General features: G+C 70.9%; 16 protein-coding genes and 2 pseudogenes. 10 read left to right on the forward strand and 8 right to left on the reverse strand.

From position 1 onward, the window contains the following. The first annotated feature begins 59 nt into the window (after nt 1-59). Both pdxA and rsmA read left to right on the forward strand, forming a co-directional pair. Nucleotides 60-1,178 (forward strand): 4-hydroxythreonine-4-phosphate dehydrogenase PdxA, encoded by a 1,119-nt coding sequence (gene pdxA, locus M6G65_RS13550; protein ID WP_238195375.1) that lies wholly within the window; start codon nt 60-62, stop codon nt 1,176-1,178. A 9-nt stretch (nt 1,179-1,187) separates the two neighbouring features. Beyond that, nucleotides 1,188-2,066 carry a 16S rRNA (adenine(1518)-N(6)/adenine(1519)-N(6))-dimethyltransferase RsmA gene (gene rsmA, locus M6G65_RS13555; protein WP_250104052.1) on the forward strand — a complete coding sequence of 293 codons (879 nt, stop codon included), beginning with the start codon at nt 1,188-1,190 and terminating at the stop codon, nt 2,064-2,066. Between the two features lie 46 nt (nt 2,067-2,112). Here rsmA and M6G65_RS13560 read toward each other — a convergent pair whose 3' ends face one another. The 4 genes from M6G65_RS13560 to M6G65_RS13570 form a co-directional block, all read right to left on the reverse strand. Continuing rightward, on the reverse strand, nt 2,113-3,084 hold the full coding sequence (locus M6G65_RS13560; RefSeq protein ID WP_250104053.1) for a TIM44-like domain-containing protein: 972 nt from the start codon (nt 3,082-3,084) through the stop codon (nt 2,113-2,115). 109 nt (nt 3,085-3,193) lie between these two features. Beyond that, a complete protein-coding gene (locus tag M6G65_RS13565) occupies nt 3,194-3,991 on the reverse strand; it encodes an ATP-binding protein (protein WP_430929561.1) in 798 nt (265 codons plus the stop codon). A 5-nt stretch (nt 3,992-3,996) separates the two neighbouring features. Then, nucleotides 3,997-4,290: a PAS domain-containing protein gene (locus M6G65_RS33980; RefSeq protein WP_430929562.1), complete on the reverse strand. Its 294-nt coding sequence runs from the start codon at nt 4,288-4,290 to the stop codon at nt 3,997-3,999. Nucleotides 4,291-4,397: 107 nt separating this feature from the next. After that, nucleotides 4,398-5,030, reverse strand: coding sequence for a S24 family peptidase (locus tag M6G65_RS13570; protein WP_192709043.1), 633 nt, complete (start codon nt 5,028-5,030; stop codon nt 4,398-4,400). Nucleotides 5,031-5,345: 315 nt separating this feature from the next. On the opposite strand from M6G65_RS13570, the gene M6G65_RS13575 reads away from it, so the two are divergent. From M6G65_RS13575 to M6G65_RS13590, 4 genes are all read left to right on the forward strand, one after another. Continuing rightward, nucleotides 5,346-5,696, forward strand: coding sequence for a DUF952 domain-containing protein (locus M6G65_RS13575; RefSeq protein ID WP_238195371.1), 351 nt, complete (start codon nt 5,346-5,348; stop codon nt 5,694-5,696). Beyond that, on the forward strand, nt 5,693-6,769 hold the full coding sequence (locus M6G65_RS13580) for a quinone-dependent dihydroorotate dehydrogenase (protein WP_250104054.1): 1,077 nt from the start codon (nt 5,693-5,695) through the stop codon (nt 6,767-6,769). Before M6G65_RS13575 ends, M6G65_RS13580 begins: the two co-directional genes overlap by 4 nt. 316 nt (nt 6,770-7,085) lie before the next feature. Next, nucleotides 7,086-9,383 (forward strand): FdhF/YdeP family oxidoreductase, encoded by a 2,298-nt coding sequence (locus M6G65_RS13585; protein ID WP_238195369.1) that lies wholly within the window; start codon nt 7,086-7,088, stop codon nt 9,381-9,383. Further along, nucleotides 9,380-9,688, forward strand: a complete 309-nt coding sequence (locus M6G65_RS13590) for a hypothetical protein (RefSeq protein ID WP_238195368.1) — start codon at nt 9,380-9,382, stop codon at nt 9,686-9,688. The genes M6G65_RS13585 and M6G65_RS13590 overlap by 4 nt, the downstream gene beginning before the upstream one ends. Nucleotides 9,689-9,709: 21 nt before the next feature. Here M6G65_RS13590 and M6G65_RS13595 read toward each other — a convergent pair whose 3' ends face one another. Then, nucleotides 9,710-10,603, reverse strand: coding sequence for an HpcH/HpaI aldolase/citrate lyase family protein (locus tag M6G65_RS13595; protein ID WP_192709048.1), 894 nt, complete (start codon nt 10,601-10,603; stop codon nt 9,710-9,712). 216 nt (nt 10,604-10,819) lie between these two features. Between M6G65_RS13595 and M6G65_RS13600 the strand changes: the two genes are divergently transcribed. Then, the gene (locus M6G65_RS13600) at nt 10,820-11,164 is read left to right on the forward strand and encodes a hypothetical protein (protein ID WP_238195367.1); all 345 of its coding nucleotides are present in this window, start codon (nt 10,820-10,822) and stop codon (nt 11,162-11,164) included. Nucleotides 11,165-11,176: 12 nt separating this feature from the next. Here the strand turns inward: M6G65_RS13600 and M6G65_RS13605 are convergent, their stop codons facing one another. Together M6G65_RS13605 and M6G65_RS13610 are read right to left on the reverse strand one after the other, a co-directional pair. After that, the gene (locus M6G65_RS13605) at nt 11,177-12,541 is read right to left on the reverse strand and encodes an MATE family efflux transporter (protein WP_238195366.1); all 1,365 of its coding nucleotides are present in this window, start codon (nt 12,539-12,541) and stop codon (nt 11,177-11,179) included. Nucleotides 12,542-12,793: 252 nt separating this feature from the next. Next, nucleotides 12,794-13,150, reverse strand: coding sequence for a DUF6460 domain-containing protein (locus M6G65_RS13610; protein WP_238195365.1), 357 nt, complete (start codon nt 13,148-13,150; stop codon nt 12,794-12,796). A 281-nt stretch (nt 13,151-13,431) separates the two neighbouring features. On the opposite strand from M6G65_RS13610, the pseudogene M6G65_RS13615 reads away from it, so the two are divergent. The 3 genes and pseudogenes from M6G65_RS13615 to pdeM all read left to right on the forward strand — a co-directional run bounded on the left by M6G65_RS13615 (nt 13,432) and on the right by pdeM (nt 17,770). Next, nucleotides 13,432-14,387 (forward strand): annotated as a pseudogene (locus M6G65_RS13615) (alpha/beta hydrolase). After that, nucleotides 14,384-17,015, forward strand: a pseudogene (locus tag M6G65_RS13620) (ligase-associated DNA damage response DEXH box helicase). Before M6G65_RS13615 ends, M6G65_RS13620 begins: the two co-directional pseudogenes overlap by 4 nt. A gap of 41 nt (nt 17,016-17,056) precedes the next feature. After that, nucleotides 17,057-17,770, forward strand: coding sequence for a ligase-associated DNA damage response endonuclease PdeM (gene pdeM / locus M6G65_RS13625; protein ID WP_238195363.1), 714 nt, complete (start codon nt 17,057-17,059; stop codon nt 17,768-17,770). A 57-nt stretch (nt 17,771-17,827) separates the two neighbouring features. On the opposite strand, the gene M6G65_RS13630 is transcribed toward pdeM, so the two are convergent. Next, on the reverse strand, nt 17,828-19,288 hold the full coding sequence (locus M6G65_RS13630) for a methyl-accepting chemotaxis protein (protein WP_250104244.1): 1,461 nt from the start codon (nt 19,286-19,288) through the stop codon (nt 17,828-17,830). Nucleotides 19,289-19,372: the final 84 nt, after the last annotated feature.

A 19,372-nucleotide genomic window follows, 5' to 3' on the forward strand; every position in this document is an offset into this window, starting at 1 on the left:
CCTTACGAACTGCCCGCGCCGAGGATGCGTCCGCGCCGCCCGGGCGCTATAGACCGTCCATGCCGCCCCTCGCCCTCACCCTCGGAGACCCCGCCGGGATCGGTCCGGAACTGGCGCTAAGCGCCTGGCTCGGGCGCGGCGGCGCCGCGCCGCTGCCGCCGTTCTTCCTCGTGGGGGATCCGGCCTTCATCGAGCGCCTCGCCCACCGTCTGGATCGGCCGGTCCCCGTGGCCGAGGTCGATCCCGAGACGGCGGCCGAGGTGTTTCCCCGCGCCTTTCCCGTGGTGCCGCTGCCGAGCGGCGCGAGCGTGACCGCCGCGCCCGGCGTTCCGGATCCCGTCAACGCCGGCGCCACCATCGAGTCGATCACGGCCGCGGTGGGCTTCGTGAAGGCCGGCCGCGCTAGCGCCGTGGTGACCAACCCGATCGCCAAGTTCGTGCTGACCCGGACCGGTTTCGCCCATCCGGGCCACACCGAGTTCCTGGCCGCCCTGTCGGTGCCCGCGGGCCGCACGCCGCCCCGGCCGGTGATGATGATCTGGAGCGCGGGGCTCTCCGTGGTGCCGGTGACGATCCACGTCCCGCTCAAGGACGTGCCGGGCCTCCTGACGCAGGAACTCGTCGAGGAGACCGCGACCATCGTGGCCCGGGATCTGCGGGACCGCTTCGGCCTGCCCGAGCCGCGCCTCGTGCTCGCGGGTCTGAACCCGCATGCCGGCGAGGCCGGCACGATCGGCCACGAGGATCGCGACGTGCTCGCCCCCGCGGTGGCGAGGCTGCGGGCGCTGGGGATCGACATCCGCGGGCCCCTGCCCGCCGACACGCTGTTCCACGCCCGCGCCCGGGAAACCTACGACGTCGCCCTGGCGCCGACCCACGATCAGGCCCTGATCCCGATCAAGACCATCGCGTTCGACGACGGCGTGAACGTCACCCTCGGGCTGCCGTTCGTGCGCACCTCGCCGGATCACGGCACCGCGTTCGACATCGCCGGCACGGGCGTCGCGCGGCCCGACAGCCTGATCGCGGCCCTGCGTCTCGCCAACAGGCTCGCGGCGACCGAGGCCTGCCGCGCCGAGGCGACGCCCGGCGGGGCCGAGGTCATCCCGTTCAGCGTCTATGCCGGCCGACCAGCGCCGGCCGGCGCCCGGCACTTCGACCCCGAGGATGAGCTGTGAGCGCGCGCCGTGACCGCCAGTGACGGCCTGCCGCCGCTCCGCGACGTCGTCGCCCGGCACGGGCTGGAGCCCAAGAAGGCCCTCGGCCAGAACTTCCTCTACGATCTGAACCTCACCGGCCGGATCGCCCGGGCCGCCGGGCCGCTGGAGGGCGTCACGGTGGTGGAGGTCGGCCCCGGGCCGGGCGGCCTGACCCGCGCGCTCCTGGCCGAGGGCGCCGCGCGCGTGGTGGCGATCGAGCGCGACCCGCGGGCCCTGCCGGCGCTCGCCGAGATCGCCGCCCATTATCCGGGCCGGCTTCACGTCGCCGATGCCGACGCGCTGGCCTTCGATCCGCGGCAGCTCGTGGGCTCGGGTCCGGCCCGGATCGTCGCCAACCTGCCGTACAATGTCGGCACCGCGCTGCTCACGGGCTGGCTCGACGGCGAGGTCTGGCCGCCCTGGTGGGATCAGGCGGTGCTGATGTTCCAGCGCGAGGTCGCCGAGCGCATCGTCGCCGGGCCCGAGACCCGGGCCGATTACGGCCGGCTCGGCGTCCTCTGCGGCTGGCGCACCGAGGCCGACATCCTGTTCGACGTCAGCCCTTCGGCGTTCGTGCCGCCGCCGAAGGTGACGTCGAGCGTGGTGCGGCTGGTGCCGCGTGCGCAGCCCCTGCCCTGCCGGGCCAAGGCGCTGGAAGCCGTCACCCGGGCAGCGTTCGGCCAGCGCCGCAAGATGCTGCGCCAGAGCCTCAAGGCGCTGACCCCCGATGCCGGCGCCCTGCTGGCCGCGGCCCGGCTGTCCGAAACGGCGCGGGCCGAGGAGGTCCCGGTCGCGGGCTTCGTGGATCTCGCCAATCTGTGGGACGCACACAGAAACGCCGGCACCGCGGTGACGGCGCCGGCGTGAAAGAGACGGTTGCGGCTCCGGCCCGGAGGCCGGAGCGCGGTCGCGCTCAGCGCGTCTGCTGGATCGCCGAGAGCACCCAGCCGCGGCCGGGCTGGCGCAGGAAGGTCCAGAGCTCCGTCGCCTCGGAGGAGTCGGTCTGGACGACGCGGCCGCTGTTCCGCTCGATCATCACGTCCTTGAGGGCGTAGCGCATCGCCACCGTGGCGTAGTCGGTGCGATCCTCGCCCCAGGCCTCCGCCAGGTCGCCCTGGAGCAGCTTCACGTCCGAGATCTTGTTCACCACGCCGCGGGCCGCGTTGTTGCGCAGCTCCTCGTCGAAGTAGCTCACCATCTCGGGCGTCGAGAGGTTGCCGAGGGTGACGCGATCCTCGCGGGAATAGGCATCCTGGATGTCGCCGAGCAGACGCTCGAACGCCTGGTAATCGGCCGGGCCGATCTGCACCGGGCGTGTCTGCGGCGGGCGCTGGCCGCCTCCGAACATGCCGGAAGCGGGGCCGCCCTGAGCACCGCCCATCGGCCCGCGGGCCCCCGGCTGATCGTCGAGCGACGAGCGGGCATAGGGCGCACCGGCGCCGGCGGGCTCGTTCCGGCGGCGGAAGAACCGCAGGGCCATCATCACGACGAGCACCACGAGCCCGACCTGGAACAGCAGGCCGATCATCGAGGCCAGGCCGCCGAGGCCGCCGAAGAAGCCGCCGCCGAGCAGGGCGCCGATCAGGCCGGCGCCGAGCAGGCCCGCGAAGAAGCCGCCGCCGAATCGGCGTCCGGTCGCGGCCGGAGCCTGCATGCCGGGGCTGCCCATGCCGGGGGACGGCGCGGTCTGCGAGCGCTGCATCGTCATGCCGCCGCCGGGCGCGGTCGGCGTCGCCGACGGCGCCGTGTAGGTGCGCGAGCCGCGGGAGCCGAATGAGCCGCCGCCGCCCGGACGGGCTTCGGCGACCGGCGCCGCGACGGTCAGCGCCGTGGCCAGCGCCAGAAGGGCGGCCACACGCCGGCGGCGCGAAATCTGGGTAAGCATGTACACGCCTCTAGGGACGAGAACCGAACGGCGCAGAGCGCCAGTGACGATATGGGAACGGCTCAGCGCGGGTTTTAGTCCTGCGCGATGATTCCGGCGCGCAGCGTGCTTAATGCAGCGTGCGATCGGGCGCTGCCGGGAACGACAGCCGGACCTGCGTGCCCTCGGCCGGCCGGCTGTCGAGGGTGATGGTCCCGTTCTGGCGCTTCATCAGGCCGTGCACGATCGCGAGGCCCGCCCCGCGCCCGGCCTCGCGGCTCGTCTGGAACGGCGCCAGGGCCCGGGCGAGCATTTCCGGCGACATCCCCTGGCCGGTATCGGCAACGGCGATCCCGACGATGCCCTCGTCGGGCTGCTGCATCGCCCGGTCGCCGGGATCGACCCGGAAGGTCGAGAGGGTCAGGGTGCCGCCGGACGGCATCGCCTCGCAGGCATTGGCGACCAGATGCCGCAGCGCGAACTCGATCTGCGTCGGGTTGCTGATTGCCCGCGGCAGGCCCGGCGTCGCCGACACGACGAGGCGGATCCCGGGCGGCAGGTCGGGCGCGAGGCGCCCGGCGAGTTCCGCCACGATCGCGTCGAGATCGACCGCGCGCACCTCCGGGGCGATGCGTCGCGAATAGGCCAGCAGCTGGCGCGTGAGGATCGCGGCCCGCTCGGTCGCATCGGCGGAGCGGGAGATCGCCCGCTGGATGAACGGCTCCTGGCGGTCGCCGAGGCGGCGCTTCAGGCCGTCGATGTAGCCGATCAGAATCTGCAGGAAGTTGTTGAACTCGTGCGCCACGCTGTTGGTCAGCAGGCCGAGCGCCTCGCGCTGGCGCGACAGCGCGAGCGCGCCCTCCGCCTCGCGGCGGCCCGTGACGTTCAGGATCTGCCCGACGCGGCAGGCCGAGCCGGGCAGCGGCACCGTCGTCAGGCAGGCCCAGAAGCTCGTTCCGTCCGCGCCGGTGGCGGGAAACTCCTGATCGCCGTCCTGAAGCGGATCGGGTGCGCTTCCCGCGGCGCCAGGATCAGGTCGAGGCCGCGCGCGATGAGGTCGGCCGCCGGGAAGCCGGTCAGGCGTTCTGCGGACGGGTTGACGTGAAGGATCCGGCCCTCCGCATCGAAGAGGAGGCTCGCCGTCGGCAGGGCGTCGAGCAGCCTGCGGGCCTCATCCGTGAGCGGTGCGCCCGGACCTGCTCCATGACCCGTACCCGGCTGCGCCATGCTCACTTCGCGCTGAGCGGATGCGGAAGATCCGCGACGGGCAACCGATAGCGGCGAACCGTGTCGTGGCCAAGCCGCGGCGCGCGACCGGTCACGGAACCGGCCCGCTACTGGCGCACCCACATCACCCGGGCCATCCAGGCGACCTCACCGAGGTTCAGCAGCCGATCCTCGTGCTCCGGATTGAGCGAGGCCAGCTCCACCGTCCGGGCCGTGCGCCGCTTCAACTCCTTGGCGAGCACCTCGCCGCCATGCAGGCGAACCACGACGCGATCGCCCTTGCGCACGCTCGCGGTGGGCGAGACGATCAGCACGTCCCCGTCGCGGAACAGCGGCAGCATGGAATCGCCCTGGATCTCCAGGGCGAAGGCCCGTTCCTCACCGAGATCCGGAAACTCGATCTCCTCCCAGCCGGCGCCTCCGGTGGGCATGCCCTCGTCGGTGAAGAGGCGGCCGGCGCCGGCCTGGGTCAGGCCGATCAGGGGGACCATCGTGCGCGCCGGGATCTCCCGGGCCTCGATGAGCCGCAGGAACTCGTCCAGGCTGGATCCGGTCGCGGCGAGCACCTTCGACACCGACTCGGTCGACGGCCAGCGCTTGCGTCCGTCGGCGCCCACGCGTTTCGAGCGGTTGAAGCTCGTGGCATCGAGGCCCGCCCGCCGGGCCAGCCCGGAGGCCGAGAAGCCGTGCCGCTCGGCGAGCCTGTCGATGGCGTTCCAGATCTGCTCGTGCGACAGCATAGCGGGCTCGGAGGCTCACCGTGAGCGGGCTGGCGCCCCCGTCTCGCAGCCGGGATTCGGCTGCCTCGGAGGCAAAGGGACGATCTTTCCGCCAGGTACGCTCAGCACCCGCCGGGTACGCGCCGAAATACTAGACATTTCTCGGTCCGGTACGGGTCTCCCGCCGCGGACACGGCTTTGTGACGGTCAGCCTAGTCGTAGGAAAGTAGAACTACGGCCAGCAGAATGCAATCGCTCCTCGAATCAGACGGGAGCCCCGGAGTTGCCGAGGATGCGCGGCGCCTCTATCGACGCGTCGGTTTTCGGGGAGCTTCGATGCCGCTCATCTACAAGATCTGTCCGCGCGCGCTGTGGCGCGAGGCGGAGGCCGCAGGCCGTTTCACCGGCGCACCGGTCGATCGGCAGGACGGCTTCATCCACTTTTCCACGGCCGCCCAGGTCGCCGAGACCGCCGCCCGCCACTTCGCCGGACAGGATGATCTGCTCCTCGTCGCCGTCGAGCCTGGGGCACTCGGGAATGACCTGCGCTACGAGCCTTCCCGCGGCGGCGATCTGTTCCCGCATCTCTACGGCGCGCTGCCGCTTACGGCGGTGCGATCGGTCGATGCGCTCCCCCTCGGCGCGGATGGGCGCCACGTCTTTCCGGCCGGGCTTCTGCCGGCATGATCGACGTCGCCTTTCCCCTTGTCCGGCCGCTGCTCCACGGCCTCGATGCCGAGCGCGCCCATGACCTGACACTGCGGGCGCTCGCCCTGTTGCCGTCCGGCCGGAGGCGCGAAGACGATCCCCGCCTCGCGGTCGATCTGCTCGGCCGCCGCTTTCCCAATCCGGTCGGCCTCGCAGCCGGCTTCGACAAGGGCGCCCGTGTGCCCGACGCGCTGCTCGGCCTCGGCTTCGGCTTCGCCGAGGTCGGCGGGGTCGTGCCGCGGCCGCAGCCGGGCAACCCGCAGCCGCGGGTCTTTCGCCTGGCGGCGGACCGCGCGGTGATCAACCGCTACGGCCTCAACAGCGAAGGGCTCGATATCGTGGCGGCCCGGTTGCGCGCCCGGACAGGACGGCCGGGCATCGTCGGCGTCAACATCGGCGCCAACAAGGATTCGGTCGACCGCCTCGCCGACTACGCGGCCTGCACGGCGGTGCTGGCCCCGCTCGCCGATTTCGTCACCGTGAATGTCTCCTCGCCCAACACGCCGGGCCTGCGCGACCTCCAGGGCGAGGCCTTCCTGGACGAGCTGCTCGCCCGGACCGTCGCGGCCCGCGAAGCGGCCGGCGCCTCGGCGGCGATCCTCCTGAAGATCGCGCCCGACATGGCGCTGGACGCACTCGACGCGGTCTGCGCGACAGCGCTCAGGCGCGGCGTGCAGGCCCTCGTCGTCTCGAACACGACGGTCGCGCGACCCGCGGGCCTGGTCGAGCAGGCCCTCGCCCGGGAGACCGGAGGGCTGTCCGGCCGCCCCCTGTTCGGGCCGGCGACCCGGATGCTGGCGCAGACCCGCCTGCGGGTCGGAGACAGCCTGCCCCTGGTGGGGGTCGGCGGCGTCGATTCCGCGGAGGCCGCCTGGACCAAGATCCTCGCCGGCGCCAGCCTCGTGCAGCTCTACTCGGCTTTGGTCTACGAGGGACCGGGGCTGGTCGGACGCATCAAGGCAGGGCTGGTGCGGCGCATGGACGAGGAAGGCATCACCGCGCTCCGGCAGGTCGTCGGGCGCGACGCCGCGGATCTCGCGCGCGGCGCGTGATCCGGATCCCGGTCGCAGAGCGCGGCCGTCTTTGCGAGCGGAGCGAAGCAATCCAGCAGCGCCACATCTGCCGGTGACTCGCCACCCTGGGTCGCTTCGCTGCGCTCGCGATGACGGCGCGGGCCCTCGGACCTGAACACCTCACGACCTTAGCGACCCAGCTTCGCCGCACAGTTTAGAAACGCTTTGCGGAGCGGGAGCTTAGCCTGTGTCCCGTGCATGAGGGGCCTGCGCGCGCACGCCATTGTGAGGGCCGCGCGGAGACGCTTATCTCGCGTCTGCGAGACACCTCGCGTCACCCAATCCAGGACGGTTCATGGCCCAGTCTGAAGGGTCTTCCAAGCGCTCATCCGCTGCCGGCGGCTGGGGCGCTCTGAAGAGCTGCGGCAAGCACCTGCTCGGCAGCCGCGCGCCGCTCACCGGGGCCCGCGCCCTGCTCAAGGCCAATCAGCCCGACGGGTTCGACTGCCCCGGCTGCGCCTGGGGCGACCCGGAGCACGGCTCGTCCTTCGAATTCTGCGAGAACGGCGTGAAGGCGGTCTCCTGGGAGGCCACCGACAAGCGCACGAAGCCGTCCTTCTTCGCCAAGCACACGCTGACCGAACTGCGGGGCTGGAGCGATTACGCGCTCGAGGGCCAGGGCCGCCTCACGCATCCGATGCGCTACGACGCGGCCAGCGACCGCTACCTGCCGGTGAGCTGGGACGAGGCCTTCGCGGAGATCGGCGCGACCCTGCGCGGGCTCGATCACCCGGATCAGGCCGAGTTCTACACCTCGGGCCGCGCCTCGAACGAGGCCGCCTACCTGTACCAGCTCTTCGCCCGCGCCTACGGGACCAACAACTTCCCCGACTGCTCGAACATGTGCCACGAGGCCAGCGGCGTCGCGCTGATCGAGGCGATCGGCATCGGCAAGGGCACGGTGCTGCTGGAGGATTTCGAGAAGGCGGACGCGATCTTCTGCGTCGGCCAGAACCCCGGCACCAACCATCCGCGCATGCTCGGCGACCTGCGCCGGGCGGCCGAGCGCGGCGCCAAGGTCGTGGTGCTCAACCCGGTGCGCGAGCGCGGCCTCGAGCGCTTCGCCGACCCGCAGAACACCGTCGAGATGCTGCGCGGTGCGAGCCGCCCAATCGCCAGCCACTATCTCCAGCCGCGCTCGGGCGGCGACATGGCGGCCTTCCGGGGCATCGCCAAGGTGGTGTTCGCCCGCGACGCCGAGGCCGTGGCGGCCGGCCGGCCCTCGCTCCTGGATCGCGCGTTTGTAGAGCACCACACCGCGGGTTTCGAGGCCTACCGGGCCGCGGTCGACGCGACCTCCTGGGACGCGATCCTCGACCAGTCCGGCCTGACCATGGACGAGATCGCCGCGATGGCGGACGTCTATCTCGGGGCGCAGCGGGTCATCGCGACCTGGGCCATGGGCGTGACCCAGCATCGTCACTCGGTGGCGACGATCCGGGAGATCGCCAACCTCCTGTTCCTGCGCGGCCATATCGGCCGGCCCGGCGCGGGTCTCTGCCCGGTGCGCGGCCATTCCAACGTCCAGGGCGACCGGACCGTCGGCATCAACGAGCGCCCGGCCGCCGCCTTCCTGGAGTCCCTGGAGCAGCATTTCGGCCTCGCCATGCCGCGCCAGCACGGCCACAACGTGCTGGCGGCGATCCGCGCCATGCGGGACGGCACGTCGAAGGCCTTCATCGGGCTCGGCGGCAACTTCCTGCGGGCGACGCCCGACACCCCGGTGGTGGCTCAGGCGCTCGCCTCCTGCCGGCTCACGGTGCACATCGCCACGAAGCTCAACCACGCCCATCTGGTACCCGGGGCGGTCGGCTACCTTCTGCCCTGCCTCGGCCGGACGGAGATCGACCGCAACGACCAGGGCAAGATCCAGATCGTGACCGTCGAGGATTCGATGAGCATGGTCCACGGGTCGGGCGGCATCAACAAGCCGGCCTCGAAGGAGCTGCGCTCGGAGATCGCCATCATCGCCGGCATGGCCCAGGCGACGGTCGGGTCGTCATCCATCGATTGGGCGGGATTCGCCGCCGATTACGACCGGATCCGCGAGGCAATCGCCGCCACAATACCGGGCTTCACCGGCTATAACGCCCGGGTGCGCAAGCCGCGCGGCTTCATGCTGCGCAACCTCGCCGCCGAGCGGGTGTTCGAGACCGCCACGGGCCGAGCCAATTTCTCGGCGGACGCCCTTCCGGCGGAGACCGAGCACCAAGCCGCCCAGAAGACCCGCGACACCTACGTGCTGCAGACCTTCCGCAGCCACGACCAGTACAACACCACGATCTACGGCCTGGATGATCGTTACCGGGGCGTCTATGGCGAGCGCCGTGTCGTCTTCGCCCATCCGGACGATCTCGCGGAGATCCGCGGGCGGCTCGGCGACCGGGTCGACATCGTCGGCACGCACGATGACGGCATCACCCGGCGGGCCGAGGATTTCCGCCTCGTGCCGTTCGACATGCCGCGGGGATCGCTGGCCGGCTATTACCCGGAGCTCAACGTGCTGGTGCCGCTCTCGACCTTCGGCGAGAAGAGCGACACGCCGACCTCCAAGTCGGTGCTGGTCACCCTACAGGCGCGCGCGGCGGCGTGAGCGACACGCCCGATGAGGCGGCGTTCGTCGCCGCCCTCGACCGGATGTCGGCCGCGCATCCCGGGCTGTCGTCCCTGGAGGCGGGTCTCCTGGCCGCGCTCGACCTCGGCCTGCCCGGCGACAGCCGCGCCTTCGCCCGCACCTTCGGGGTGGAGCACGCCCTCGTGCTGCGAGCTGTGGCCGGGCTTGAGGAGGCCGGGCTGGTCGCCGTCACGGCGCGCGACGGGCGCACGCAGCGGACGCGCTACACGACCTCCGATCCGGGACCTTCGGTGCCGCCGGCTCCGCCGTCATCAAGCGCGTAGCGAAGAGACCCGGAGCTGCACTCAGAATCCCTTCGCCTTGATCGCCTCGGCCCAGGTCACCGCCCGGCGGTTCACGCCGAGATGCTGGCGCTCGTAGAGCCGGCCCTCCAGCTTGATCGCGCCGCGCTTGGCGTATTCCGGCCGCTCGAACGCCTCGATCACCAGCTTGGCCCGGCGCACTTCCTCCTCGGTCGGCGCGAAGGAGGTGTTGGCCGGCTCCAACTGCGTCGGGTGGATCAGGGTCTTGCCGTCGAAGCCGAGATCGCGCGCCTGCCGGCACTCCTCGCGGCAACCCTCCGTGTCGGCGATGTCGTTGTAGACGCCGTCGAGGATGGCCAACCCCTCGGCCCGGGCCGCGGCCAGCGCCATCATCATCCAGGGCAGCATCGGCACGCGGCCGGGGACGATCTTCGCCCAGGTGTCCTTGGCGAGGTCGTTGGTGCCGAGGACGAGGCAGGTCAGGCGATTGCGCGGATCGCGTTTGGCGCGGGCGATCTCCTGGATGTTCAGGATCGAGGCCGGGGTCTCGATCATCGCCCAGATCGCGATGCCCTCCGGCGCGTCGAGGGACTCGAGCCGGTCGGCGATGCTCTCCAGCACGGCCGGGGACGACACCTTCGGCATCAGGATCGCGTCCGGCTTGGCCTCGATCGCCGCGTGCAGATCGGCCTCGCCCCAGGGCGTCTGGGGGGCGTTGACGCGGATGACCAACTCGCGGCTGCCATAGGCCCCGCTCTTGACGGCGGCACAGACCTGCTCGCGGGCGATCTCCTTCTCCTCCGGACCGACCGCGTCCTCAAGGTCGAGGATGATGCTGTCGACTGGGAGCGACTTCGCCTTGTCGAGAGCCCGCTGGTTGGAGCCGGGCATGTACAGCACGCTCCGGCGCAGGCGCAGGTCGGTCGTCGTTGCCATGGGCTTCTCCCTCATGCGGCCGCCCGGCGGCCGGCCGTCGTTGCGGTGCACCCTAAAGCACGCGCGCGGCCATTCCACACCCCATTGGTCGGGACCGGTGAGTTCGCACACGGTTTGATACCGGTGCCGGTCATCGCGGAACGAAGCCGCGGTTTGGTCACGTTCCGACGTTTAAAGGCCGACCAAAGTCAGTTCTGAGACATCGGACTTACAGGCATGAACAAGACCTTGGTTGTCTTTGCACTGGTCGGCGCTCTCGCCACGCCGGGCATGGCGTGGGCGCAGAGCCGGACCACGATGGGCGTCGGCTCGGGCGCCGTCGCGGGCGCCCTTGTCGGCGGGCCGATCGGCGCGGTCGCGGGCGCGGTGGTCGGCGGCTTCGTGGGCAATTCGACGGAGCGGGGGCGCCGTCATGTCCGGCGCGGCCGCCGGTACGGCTACGCGGGCGCGCGGCGGTCCTACCCGCGCCGCGCGGAAGCCGAGGTGCCGCGCCCGACAGGCGCCGTCGCGCGCGCCGCACCGCCCGCGCCGACGCGCACGGGCTGGAAGGATCCGCACTAGGACCCGCGCGGCTCAGGCTGCCCGTTCGAGGGGCGGCACGGTTCTCTCCGCGAAGGTCCTGCGCGCGAGGGCCGGAAAGGCAATCGCCTGGCCCAGGCCCCGGGCACCGAGGAACGCCACGAAGGCGAGCCAGAGCCCGGTATTGCCGAGGCCCAGAACCTGGACGACCGCCAGGATCGCGCCGTAGGCAGCGAGCGCGCACAGCATCAGGTTGCGCATCGCCCGCGTCCAGGTCGCGCCGATATAGATCCCGTCGAAGGCAAAGGGCGCTGCGGCGGCGAGGGGGGCCAGCGCGGCGAACAGCAGGTAGGCCCGCGCGGTCTCGCGCACCGGCCCGCTGGTGGTGACGAAATCGATGAAGCCGTGGCCGCCCGCGAGCGACAGCAGGCTGACCGCGAGCCCGAAACCGAGGCACCAGCGCAGGCACAGGGACGCCGCGCCGCGGAAGGCCGCCGCATCCCGGGCGCCGACCGCCTGACCGCAGAGCGTCTCGGCCGCCGTGGCGAAGCCGTCGAGGAAGAAGCCGCCGATCAGGAAGAGATTCCACAGGACCGAGTTGGCGGCGAGCACCACGTCGCCCTGCCGGGCCCCGAGGGCCGAGAACAGCACGATGCCGGTGATCAGCGCCAGCGTCCGCAGAATCACGTCGATGTTGACGTTTAGGGTCCGGCGGAGCGCTGCGGCATCGCGCAGGTCGCGCAGCGGCACCCGGAATGGCCGCGACCCGAGGCGCGCCAGCACGATCAGCCCGAGGCCGAGCCCGGTCGCCTCGGCGCAGACGGTCGCCAACGCCGCCCCCATCAGCCCGAGGCCGAGGCCTAGAACGAGAACCAGGGTCAGCCCGATATTGGCCAGGTTGATCACCACCTGCAGCAGCAGGCCGAGATCCGTGCGCCCGCGGCCCAGCACCGATCCGAGCACGCCGTAATTCGCCAGCACGAAGGGGGCGGAGAGGATGCGGGTGTGGAAATAGACCGCCAAGCCGGCGACGACGGTCTCGCTCGCGCCGCTGATCGCGAAGGCGACCGCCGCCAGCGGCCATTGCAGCGCCACCAGGACAAGCCCGATCAGACCGCCCGCCGCCAGCGTCCGGGCGAGGATGCGGTCGACCTCCGCGCTGTCGCGGGCCCCCACCGCCTGCGCGGTCAGGCCCGCGGTCGCCATGCGCAGGGTGCCGAAGGACCAGAAGATCGCGTCGAAGATGACGGCGCCGAGGGCCACGGCGCCGAGGAGCGCCGCGTCGCCGAGCCGGCCGATCACCGCCGCGCCGACGAAGCCGAGCATCGGCGTCGTGACGTTGGCCAGCGTCATCGGGAGCGCCAGAGCCAGCACGCGGCGGTGCGTCGGCCGGCCGGGACTGACCAGGGCATGTGTCATACCGCAAGCTTAGCAACCGCGGCGCGATCGAACACCCTCAGCTATGCGCCGACATGTCGGGGCTCGGCAGGCGAGTTCGGACCTGGAGGGGCACGCCGGGCGGCGGGCAATCCAGACACACCGGCATGCCGGGGCTGGCCAAGACGGCGGCTCTGGATTCCGGGCTCCGCTGCGCGGCCCCGGAATGACGGGCTGAGGGCCGGTCTGAACGGCTCCGGATCATCGTCGGCTCGCGCGATCGCGGGCACGGCCTCAGCGCGAGACCGCGAACAGCCGTGCGATCAGCCACAGCGGCACGACCACGATCGCCCCGGCGACGATCCAGCCGCCGAAATCGTGCAGCGAGGCGAGCCCGATATCGATCAGCGCCCGGGCGGAATCGTACAGGTGCCAGAACAGGCGCCCGGGCGTCAGGCCGAGCATCGACATGAAGGCGCCGACCAGCACCGACAGGAACAGGAGTCGCACGAACACCCCGACGGGCGAGCCGCCGAGGAAGCGGCGCAGCCCCGATTCGCGCGTCCGATAGGGCGCTGCCCCGTAGGCGCCGTCCGGACCCGGGGCACCCTGCTCGAAGCCCTGCGGGCGTCGGTTGTGATCGACGAGCATTGCGTCCTCGTGAACCTTGAGCCGTCCGGATCGGCGACGAAGCCGGCAGAACCGTGACCGGCACACCACACCGCGGCGAAACCCGAGCGCGGATCGAGCGTTGGCGGGTTTCTCCCGCGAACCCCAGATGGCAAGCGGCGCCTGTCCCGCCAAGATGTCGGGACAGGCGATGGATGAGGCACCTCGCGAAACTTTCGCTGCGCCGCGTTGGCTCAGGAGAGCGCTCCCCAGGCTCGGGAGTTTCGTGAGAGGCTCCGAGCACCGACGGGACCAAACGCACGATGATCGACCACGCCCTGTTCGACCCGGCGACGATCGATCCCGAGACGATCCGGATCAATGCCGAGATCGTCGCGGCGCATGCCGCCCTGCCGGATCCCTGGTCGCTGCCGATCGCCGAGGTGCGCGAGCGCCGCCGCGCCGGCACCAAGGCGGCGCCGGCGATGCCGCACAGCGCCCGGGCGGAATGGCTGACCATCGACGGTCCGGGCGGCCCGCTCCGGCTCCGCGTGGTCCACCCGAAGCCGGGCACGAAGCTGCGCGGCGCCTATCTGCACATTCATCGCGGCGGCTGGGTCTGGGGCTCGGCCGACGAGCAGGATCCGTGGCTGGAGCGGATCGCCGATGCCTGCGGCTTCGTCGCCCTGTCGGTGGATTACCGCCTCGCCCCCGAGCACCCCTACCCTGCGGCCCTGCTTGACTGCGAGGCCGCGGCGCTCTGGCTCGCCGGCCCCGGCAAGGCCGAGTTCGGCATCCACGCCCTGACGATCGGCGGCGAATCGGTCGGCGCCCACCTCGCCGTGATGGTGCTTCTGCGGCTGCGCGACAAGCACAACCTGCCGCGGGCCTTCCGCGGCGCCAACCTCAACGCGGGCTTCTTCGACCTGGGCCTGACCCCGTCGGTACGGAACTGGGGCGAGGAGCGTCTGGTCGTGAACACCCGCGACCTCACCAAATTCGCCGACGGCTACGTCCGGGAGGGAATCGACCGCCGCCGGCCGGACGTGTCGCCGATCTACGCCGACCTGAAGGGCCTGCCCCTGCCCTGTTCACCATCGGCACCGCCGATCCGCTCCTCGACGACACGCTGTACATGTCGGCGCGCTGGGCCGCGGCGGGCAATGGCGGCCACACGGCGATCTATCCCGGAGGCTGCCACGTCTTCGCCCGCTATCCGAGCCCGATGAGCGAGCGGGCCCTGGAGCTGATCGACCGCTTCCTGATGGCGCTCGCCTGAGCGTTCCGTCCGAGATCCTGCCGGAGACGTTCCGGGCCTGGTTCGCGGCGCGCGGCTGGGCGCCCCGGCCGCACCAGCTCGACCTCCTGCGGATCGCCGGGGCGGGTCGCTCGGCCCTGCTGGTGGCGCCGACGGGCGCCGGCAAGACGCTCGCGGGCTTCCTGCCGAGCCTCGTCGCCCTCGCGGAGCGTGGGCCGCAGAAGCTGAAGCCGACCGGGCTCCACACCCTCTACGTCTCGCCGCTGAAGGCGCTGGCGGTCGACATCGCCCGCAACCTCGACGCGCCCATCGCCGAGATGGCTCTGCCCGTGCGGGTCGAGACCCGCACGGGCGACACGCCGGCCCACAAGCGCACCCGCCAGATCAGCCGGCCGCCCGACATCCTGCTGACCACGCCCGAGCAGCTGGCGCTGCTGATCGCCCATCGCGAGGCGGAGGCGTTCTTTTCGGGATTGCGCTGCGTGGTGCTCGACGAACTGCACGCGCTGGTGACCTCGAAGCGCGGCGATCTGCTGTCGCTGGCGCTGGCACGGCTGCACCGGCTGAGCCCGGGACTCGCGGCGATCGGGCTGTCGGCGACGGTCCGCGAGCCGGATGAGTTGCGGAAGTACCTGGTGCCGCAGCGAATTGCGAGCGCACACCTCTCTCCTCCCCCTTGTGGGGAGGAGCTGGAGGTGGGGGTCGTGCAGGAGGCACCGGAACGCTCAATCCTGCACGACCCCCACCCCTACCCCTCCCCACAAGGGGGAGGGAAAACCGCGCCGCCCATGGCCGATCTCGTCACCGTCGCCGGCGGCGCGAAGGCGGATCTGCGCATGCTCGACCTCGGCCGGGCCCTGCCGATCTCCGGCCACACCGCCTGGCACTCGATGCCGGCGATCTACGAGCTGATCAAGGAGCACCGGACCACGCTGGTCTTCGTGAACACGCGTCTCCAGGCCGAGTACACCTTCCAGGAGCTGTGGCGGCTCAACGAGGACGCGCTGCCGATCGCGATCCATCACGGCTCGCTGGACGCGCAGCAGCGCCGCCGGGTCGAGGCCGCCATGGCGGCGGGCCAGCTGCGGGCGATTGTCTGCACCGCGACCCTCGATCTCGGGATCGACTGGGGCGACGTCGACCTCGTCATCAATGTCGGCGCGCCGAAGGGTGCAAGCCGGATCATGCAGCGGATCGGCCGGGCCAACCACCGGATGGACGAGCCCTCGAAGGCCTATCTGGTCCCGGGCAACCGCTTCGAGATGTTGGAGTGCCGAGGCGGCGCTCGACGCCGTCGAGGAGGCCGCGCAGGATACCCCCGACGCCCGCCAGGGCGCCCTCGACGTGCTCGCCCAGCACGTGCTCGGCATGGCCTGCGCCGACGCCTTCGACCCGGTCGATCTCTACGACGAGATCGTCTCGGCGGTGCCCTATGCCGGGCTGACCTGGGAATCGTTCGAGCAGGTGGTCGACTACGTCGCCACCGGCGGCTACGCGCTGCGCGCCTACGAGCGCTTTGCCAAGATCCTGCGCGGGCCGGATGGGCTCTGGCGCGTGCGCGACGCCCGCACCGCCCAGGCCTACCGGATGAATGTCGGCACCATCGTCGAGGCGGCGCGGGTGCGGGTGCGGCTCGGCCGGACCCTGCGCGGCAAGCCCGGTACCGTCCTGCCGAAGACCGGCCGAGTGCTCGGCGAGATCGAAGACGAGTTCGCCGAGACGCTGACGGTCGGCGACACGTTCCTGTTCGCCGGGGAAACGCTGCGCTTCGAGGGGCTCGCCGAGGACGAGTGCCTCGTGACGCGCGCACCGGCCGGGACCGACCCGGCAATCCCGTCTTACGCAGGCGCGAAGTTCCCGCTTTCGACCTTCCTGGCCGAGCGGGTCCGGGCGCTGATCGCCGACCCGTTCGCGTGGGATCGCCTGCCGAAGCAGATCGGCGAGTACCTGCTGCAGCAGCGCCGCCGCTCGGTCCTGCCGGGCGAGCGCGACCTGCTGGTCGAGACTTTTCCGCGCGGCAAGCGCTACTATCTCACCGCCTTCCCGTTCGAGGGGCGTCTCGCGCACCAGACGCTCGGGATGCTGCTCACCCGCCGGCTGGAGCGCGACGGCCTTCGGCCACTGGGCTTCGCGGCCAACGATTACGGCATCGCGATCTGGACGACTCGCGACGTCTCCGAACGCGCCGCCCTCGACCCGGACTTCATCGGCGACCTGTTCGCGGTCGACATGCTCGGCGACGACCTCGAGGCGTGGCTCGATGAATCGGCCATGATGAAGCGCACCTTCCGGCAATGCGCCGTCATCGCCGGGCTGATCGAGCGCCACCATCCGGGCCAGAAGAAATCCGGCCGGCAGGTCACGATCTCGACCGACCTGATCTACGAGGTGCTGCGCAAGCACCAGCCCGACCACCTCCTGCTGCGGGCCGCGCGGCAGGATGCGGCAACCGGACTCCTCGACGTGAGGCGCCTCGGCATGATGCTAGAGCGCATCCAGGGGCGAATCATCCACAGGTCTCTCGACCGGGTCTCGCCGCTCTCCGTATCCGTGATGCTCGAGATCGGGCGCGAGCGGATCTACGGCGAGGGGGCCGACGAGATCCTGGCCGAGGCCGAGGCGGAGCTTCTCCAAGAGGCTCTGTCCTGACCGTCGATCCGCCCTCCCCCGACGATTCCGAGGATGCGATCTTGGCGGCCGGCCTGAGACTCGAGAAGACTCATAAGCACCCCACCCTGCAGTTGGCAGGCGAGACCCTGGTGCTCGATCTCTGCGGCGGCCTCTGGCTGCCGGAGCATCGGACGCTGATCGTGTCCGACCTCCACTTGGAGAAGGGCTCGTCCTACGCGGCGCGCTCGGGTCAGTTCCTGCCGCCCTACGACACCCGCGAGACCCTGGCCTGCCTGCACGAGGCCGTGGTGCGCCACGACCCCGCCCGCGTGGTGGCGCTCGGCGATTCCTTCCACGATGCCCGCGGGCCCGAGCGGATGGAGCCGGGCGACCGTGCCATGGTGGCGGCGCTGCAGGAAGGCCGCGACTGGGTCTGGATCGCCGGAAACCACGACGCGGCGGTCAGCGAGGGCGTTGGCGGTCGCTACGCCGACGCGCTGACGATCGGCGGCCTCGTCCTGCGCCACGAGCCGAGCCCGGAGCCCGTGACCGGTGAGATCGCCGGCCATCTGCATCCCTGCGGCAAGGTCGCCATGCGCGGTCGGGCGGTGCGCCGCCGCTGTTTCGTCACCGACGGGTCGCGCCTCGTGATGCCGGCCTTCGGGGCCTATGCCGGCGGCCTGAACGTCCGCGACAAGGCGATCGAAGGGCTGTTCCCGAAGGGTTTTACCGCCCACCTCCTCGGCGACGGGCGGGTCTTCGCGATCGGTCGGGCGCAGCTCGCTCGGGACTGAGCGGACGTCGCGCTGGATGGCTACGGCGCGCCCCGCGTGGGACGCGCTCGGGTCGGCTCACGCCGTCCTCATGAACCGGATCACGCTCTCCGACAGGCTCGCCGAATGGCCGGCGAGGCTCTCGGCGATGCCCTGGACCGATTGCGCGAGCTGACCGGTGGCGTTGGCGGCCTCGGAGACGCCGCCGATATTTCCGGCCATCTCGTGGGTCGAGACCGCCTGCTCCTCCACGGCGCTCGCCATCGACAGCGTGAGCTTCGAGAGCTCGCCCACGGCCGCGGTGATCATCTCGATGGCGCCGACCGCCTCGCCCGTGGCGCTCTGGATCGCCGAGACCTGCTGGGTGATCTCGCCGGTGGCCTTGGCGGTCTGCTCGGCCAGCGCCTTCACCTCCGAGGCCACCACCGCGAAGCCCCGGCCCGCCGCTCCGGCGCGGGCTGCCTCGATCGTGGCGTTGAGCGCCAGCAGGTTGGTCTGGTCGGCGATCGACTTGATCATGCCGACGACGGCGTCGACCTTGCGGGCGTTGTCGGCGAGCTGCCGCATCGTCGCGTCGGTGGTCTCGGCCTGGACGGCGATCTGTTGCGCGCGCTCCGAGACCCGGCCGACCTGCCCGGAGATCTCCTGAATCGCGCCGTTCATCTGCTCGGAATTGGCGGCCACCGACGACGCCTTGTGCCGTGCGGATTCGGCCGATTGCATCAGCCCCTCGGCGGAACTCTGCATCTCTTGGATCGCGGATCCGACCGCCTCGGCGACCCGCTTGACCTCGGTCTCCATGTTCACCTGCGCGGTGACGACGGCCCAGGTCAGCATCGGCCCGAGGTAGCGGCCCTTCTCGTCGTTCACCGCCGTGACCTGCAGGTTGAGCGTCTCCGGCCCGACCTTGATCTTGGTGGTGTGCGGCAGCCGGCTGGCATCGGCCAGCATGGTGCGCTGGTGGTGCGGGTTCTTGTGGAAGACGTCGAACGAACTGCCGAGCATCGCGTCGACCTTGATGGGCAGGTGCTGCTCGATCGCCGACAGGGTCTTGCGCGACGTGGCGTTCAGGTAATCGATCTTGAAATCGTCGGTCATGTCGGCGGTCATGACCGCGACCGGCACATTGTCGATCATCGTCAGGAGCCGGGTGATCTCCTTCTTCTTCGCCGAGATGTCGGAGGCGAACTTGACCACCTTCACCGGCTGGCCCTTCGCGTCGAGGATCGGGTTGTAGGTCGCCTCGAGCCAGATCGTGGTACCGTCCTTGTCGATCCGGGGAAATTCCCCGGTCACGTAGTGGCCGGCCTTCAGCCTGTCCCAGAACGCCGCGTATTCGGCCGTTGCGGCATAGGCGTCATCAACGAAGATGCGGTGATGCTTGCCGACGACATCATCGAGCGCGTACTTCATCACCTTCAGGAAGTTTTCGTTCGCATGCAGCACGCGGCCGTCCAGCGCGAACTCGATGATGGCCAAGGACCGGTCGAGCGCCTCGATCTTGGCCTGAGCCTCGCTGTACGTTGCTCGCTTGAACATGGTCACAATCGGTTCCTCCGGACGGCTCTATAGCTTCCGCTCGGTTAAAAATGCGCTAATCGATGTCCAAATGCGATATCGCCA

Source organism: Methylobacterium tardum (assembly GCF_023546765.1).
Lineage (GTDB): Bacteria > Pseudomonadota > Alphaproteobacteria > Rhizobiales > Beijerinckiaceae > Methylobacterium > Methylobacterium tardum.

Bases quoted from the DNA above. Each gene is read 5' to 3' on its own strand.
- pdxA (WP_238195375.1), top strand. From the start codon at position 60: ATGCCGCCCCTCGCCCTCACCCTCGGAGACCCCGCCGGGATCGGTCCG.
- M6G65_RS13560 (WP_250104053.1), bottom strand. From the start codon at position 3,084: ATGCTTACCCAGATTTCGCGCCGCCGGCGTGTGGCCGCCCTTCTGGCG.
- M6G65_RS33980 (WP_430929562.1), bottom strand. From the start codon at position 4,290: ATGGCGCAGCCGGGTACGGGTCATGGAGCAGGTCCGGGCGCACCGCTC.
- M6G65_RS13570 (WP_192709043.1), bottom strand. From the start codon at position 5,030: ATGCTGTCGCACGAGCAGATCTGGAACGCCATCGACAGGCTCGCCGAG.
- M6G65_RS13575 (WP_238195371.1), top strand. From the start codon at position 5,346: ATGCCGCTCATCTACAAGATCTGTCCGCGCGCGCTGTGGCGCGAGGCG.
- M6G65_RS13580 (WP_250104054.1), top strand. From the start codon at position 5,693: ATGATCGACGTCGCCTTTCCCCTTGTCCGGCCGCTGCTCCACGGCCTC.
- M6G65_RS13585 (WP_238195369.1), top strand. From the start codon at position 7,086: ATGGCCCAGTCTGAAGGGTCTTCCAAGCGCTCATCCGCTGCCGGCGGC.
- M6G65_RS13595 (WP_192709048.1), bottom strand. From the start codon at position 10,603: ATGGCAACGACGACCGACCTGCGCCTGCGCCGGAGCGTGCTGTACATG.
- M6G65_RS13600 (WP_238195367.1), top strand. From the start codon at position 10,820: ATGAACAAGACCTTGGTTGTCTTTGCACTGGTCGGCGCTCTCGCCACG.
- M6G65_RS13605 (WP_238195366.1), bottom strand. From the start codon at position 12,541: ATGACACATGCCCTGGTCAGTCCCGGCCGGCCGACGCACCGCCGCGTG.
- M6G65_RS13610 (WP_238195365.1), bottom strand. From the start codon at position 13,150: ATGCTCGTCGATCACAACCGACGCCCGCAGGGCTTCGAGCAGGGTGCC.
- M6G65_RS13630 (WP_250104244.1), bottom strand. From the start codon at position 19,288: ATGTTCAAGCGAGCAACGTACAGCGAGGCTCAGGCCAAGATCGAGGCG.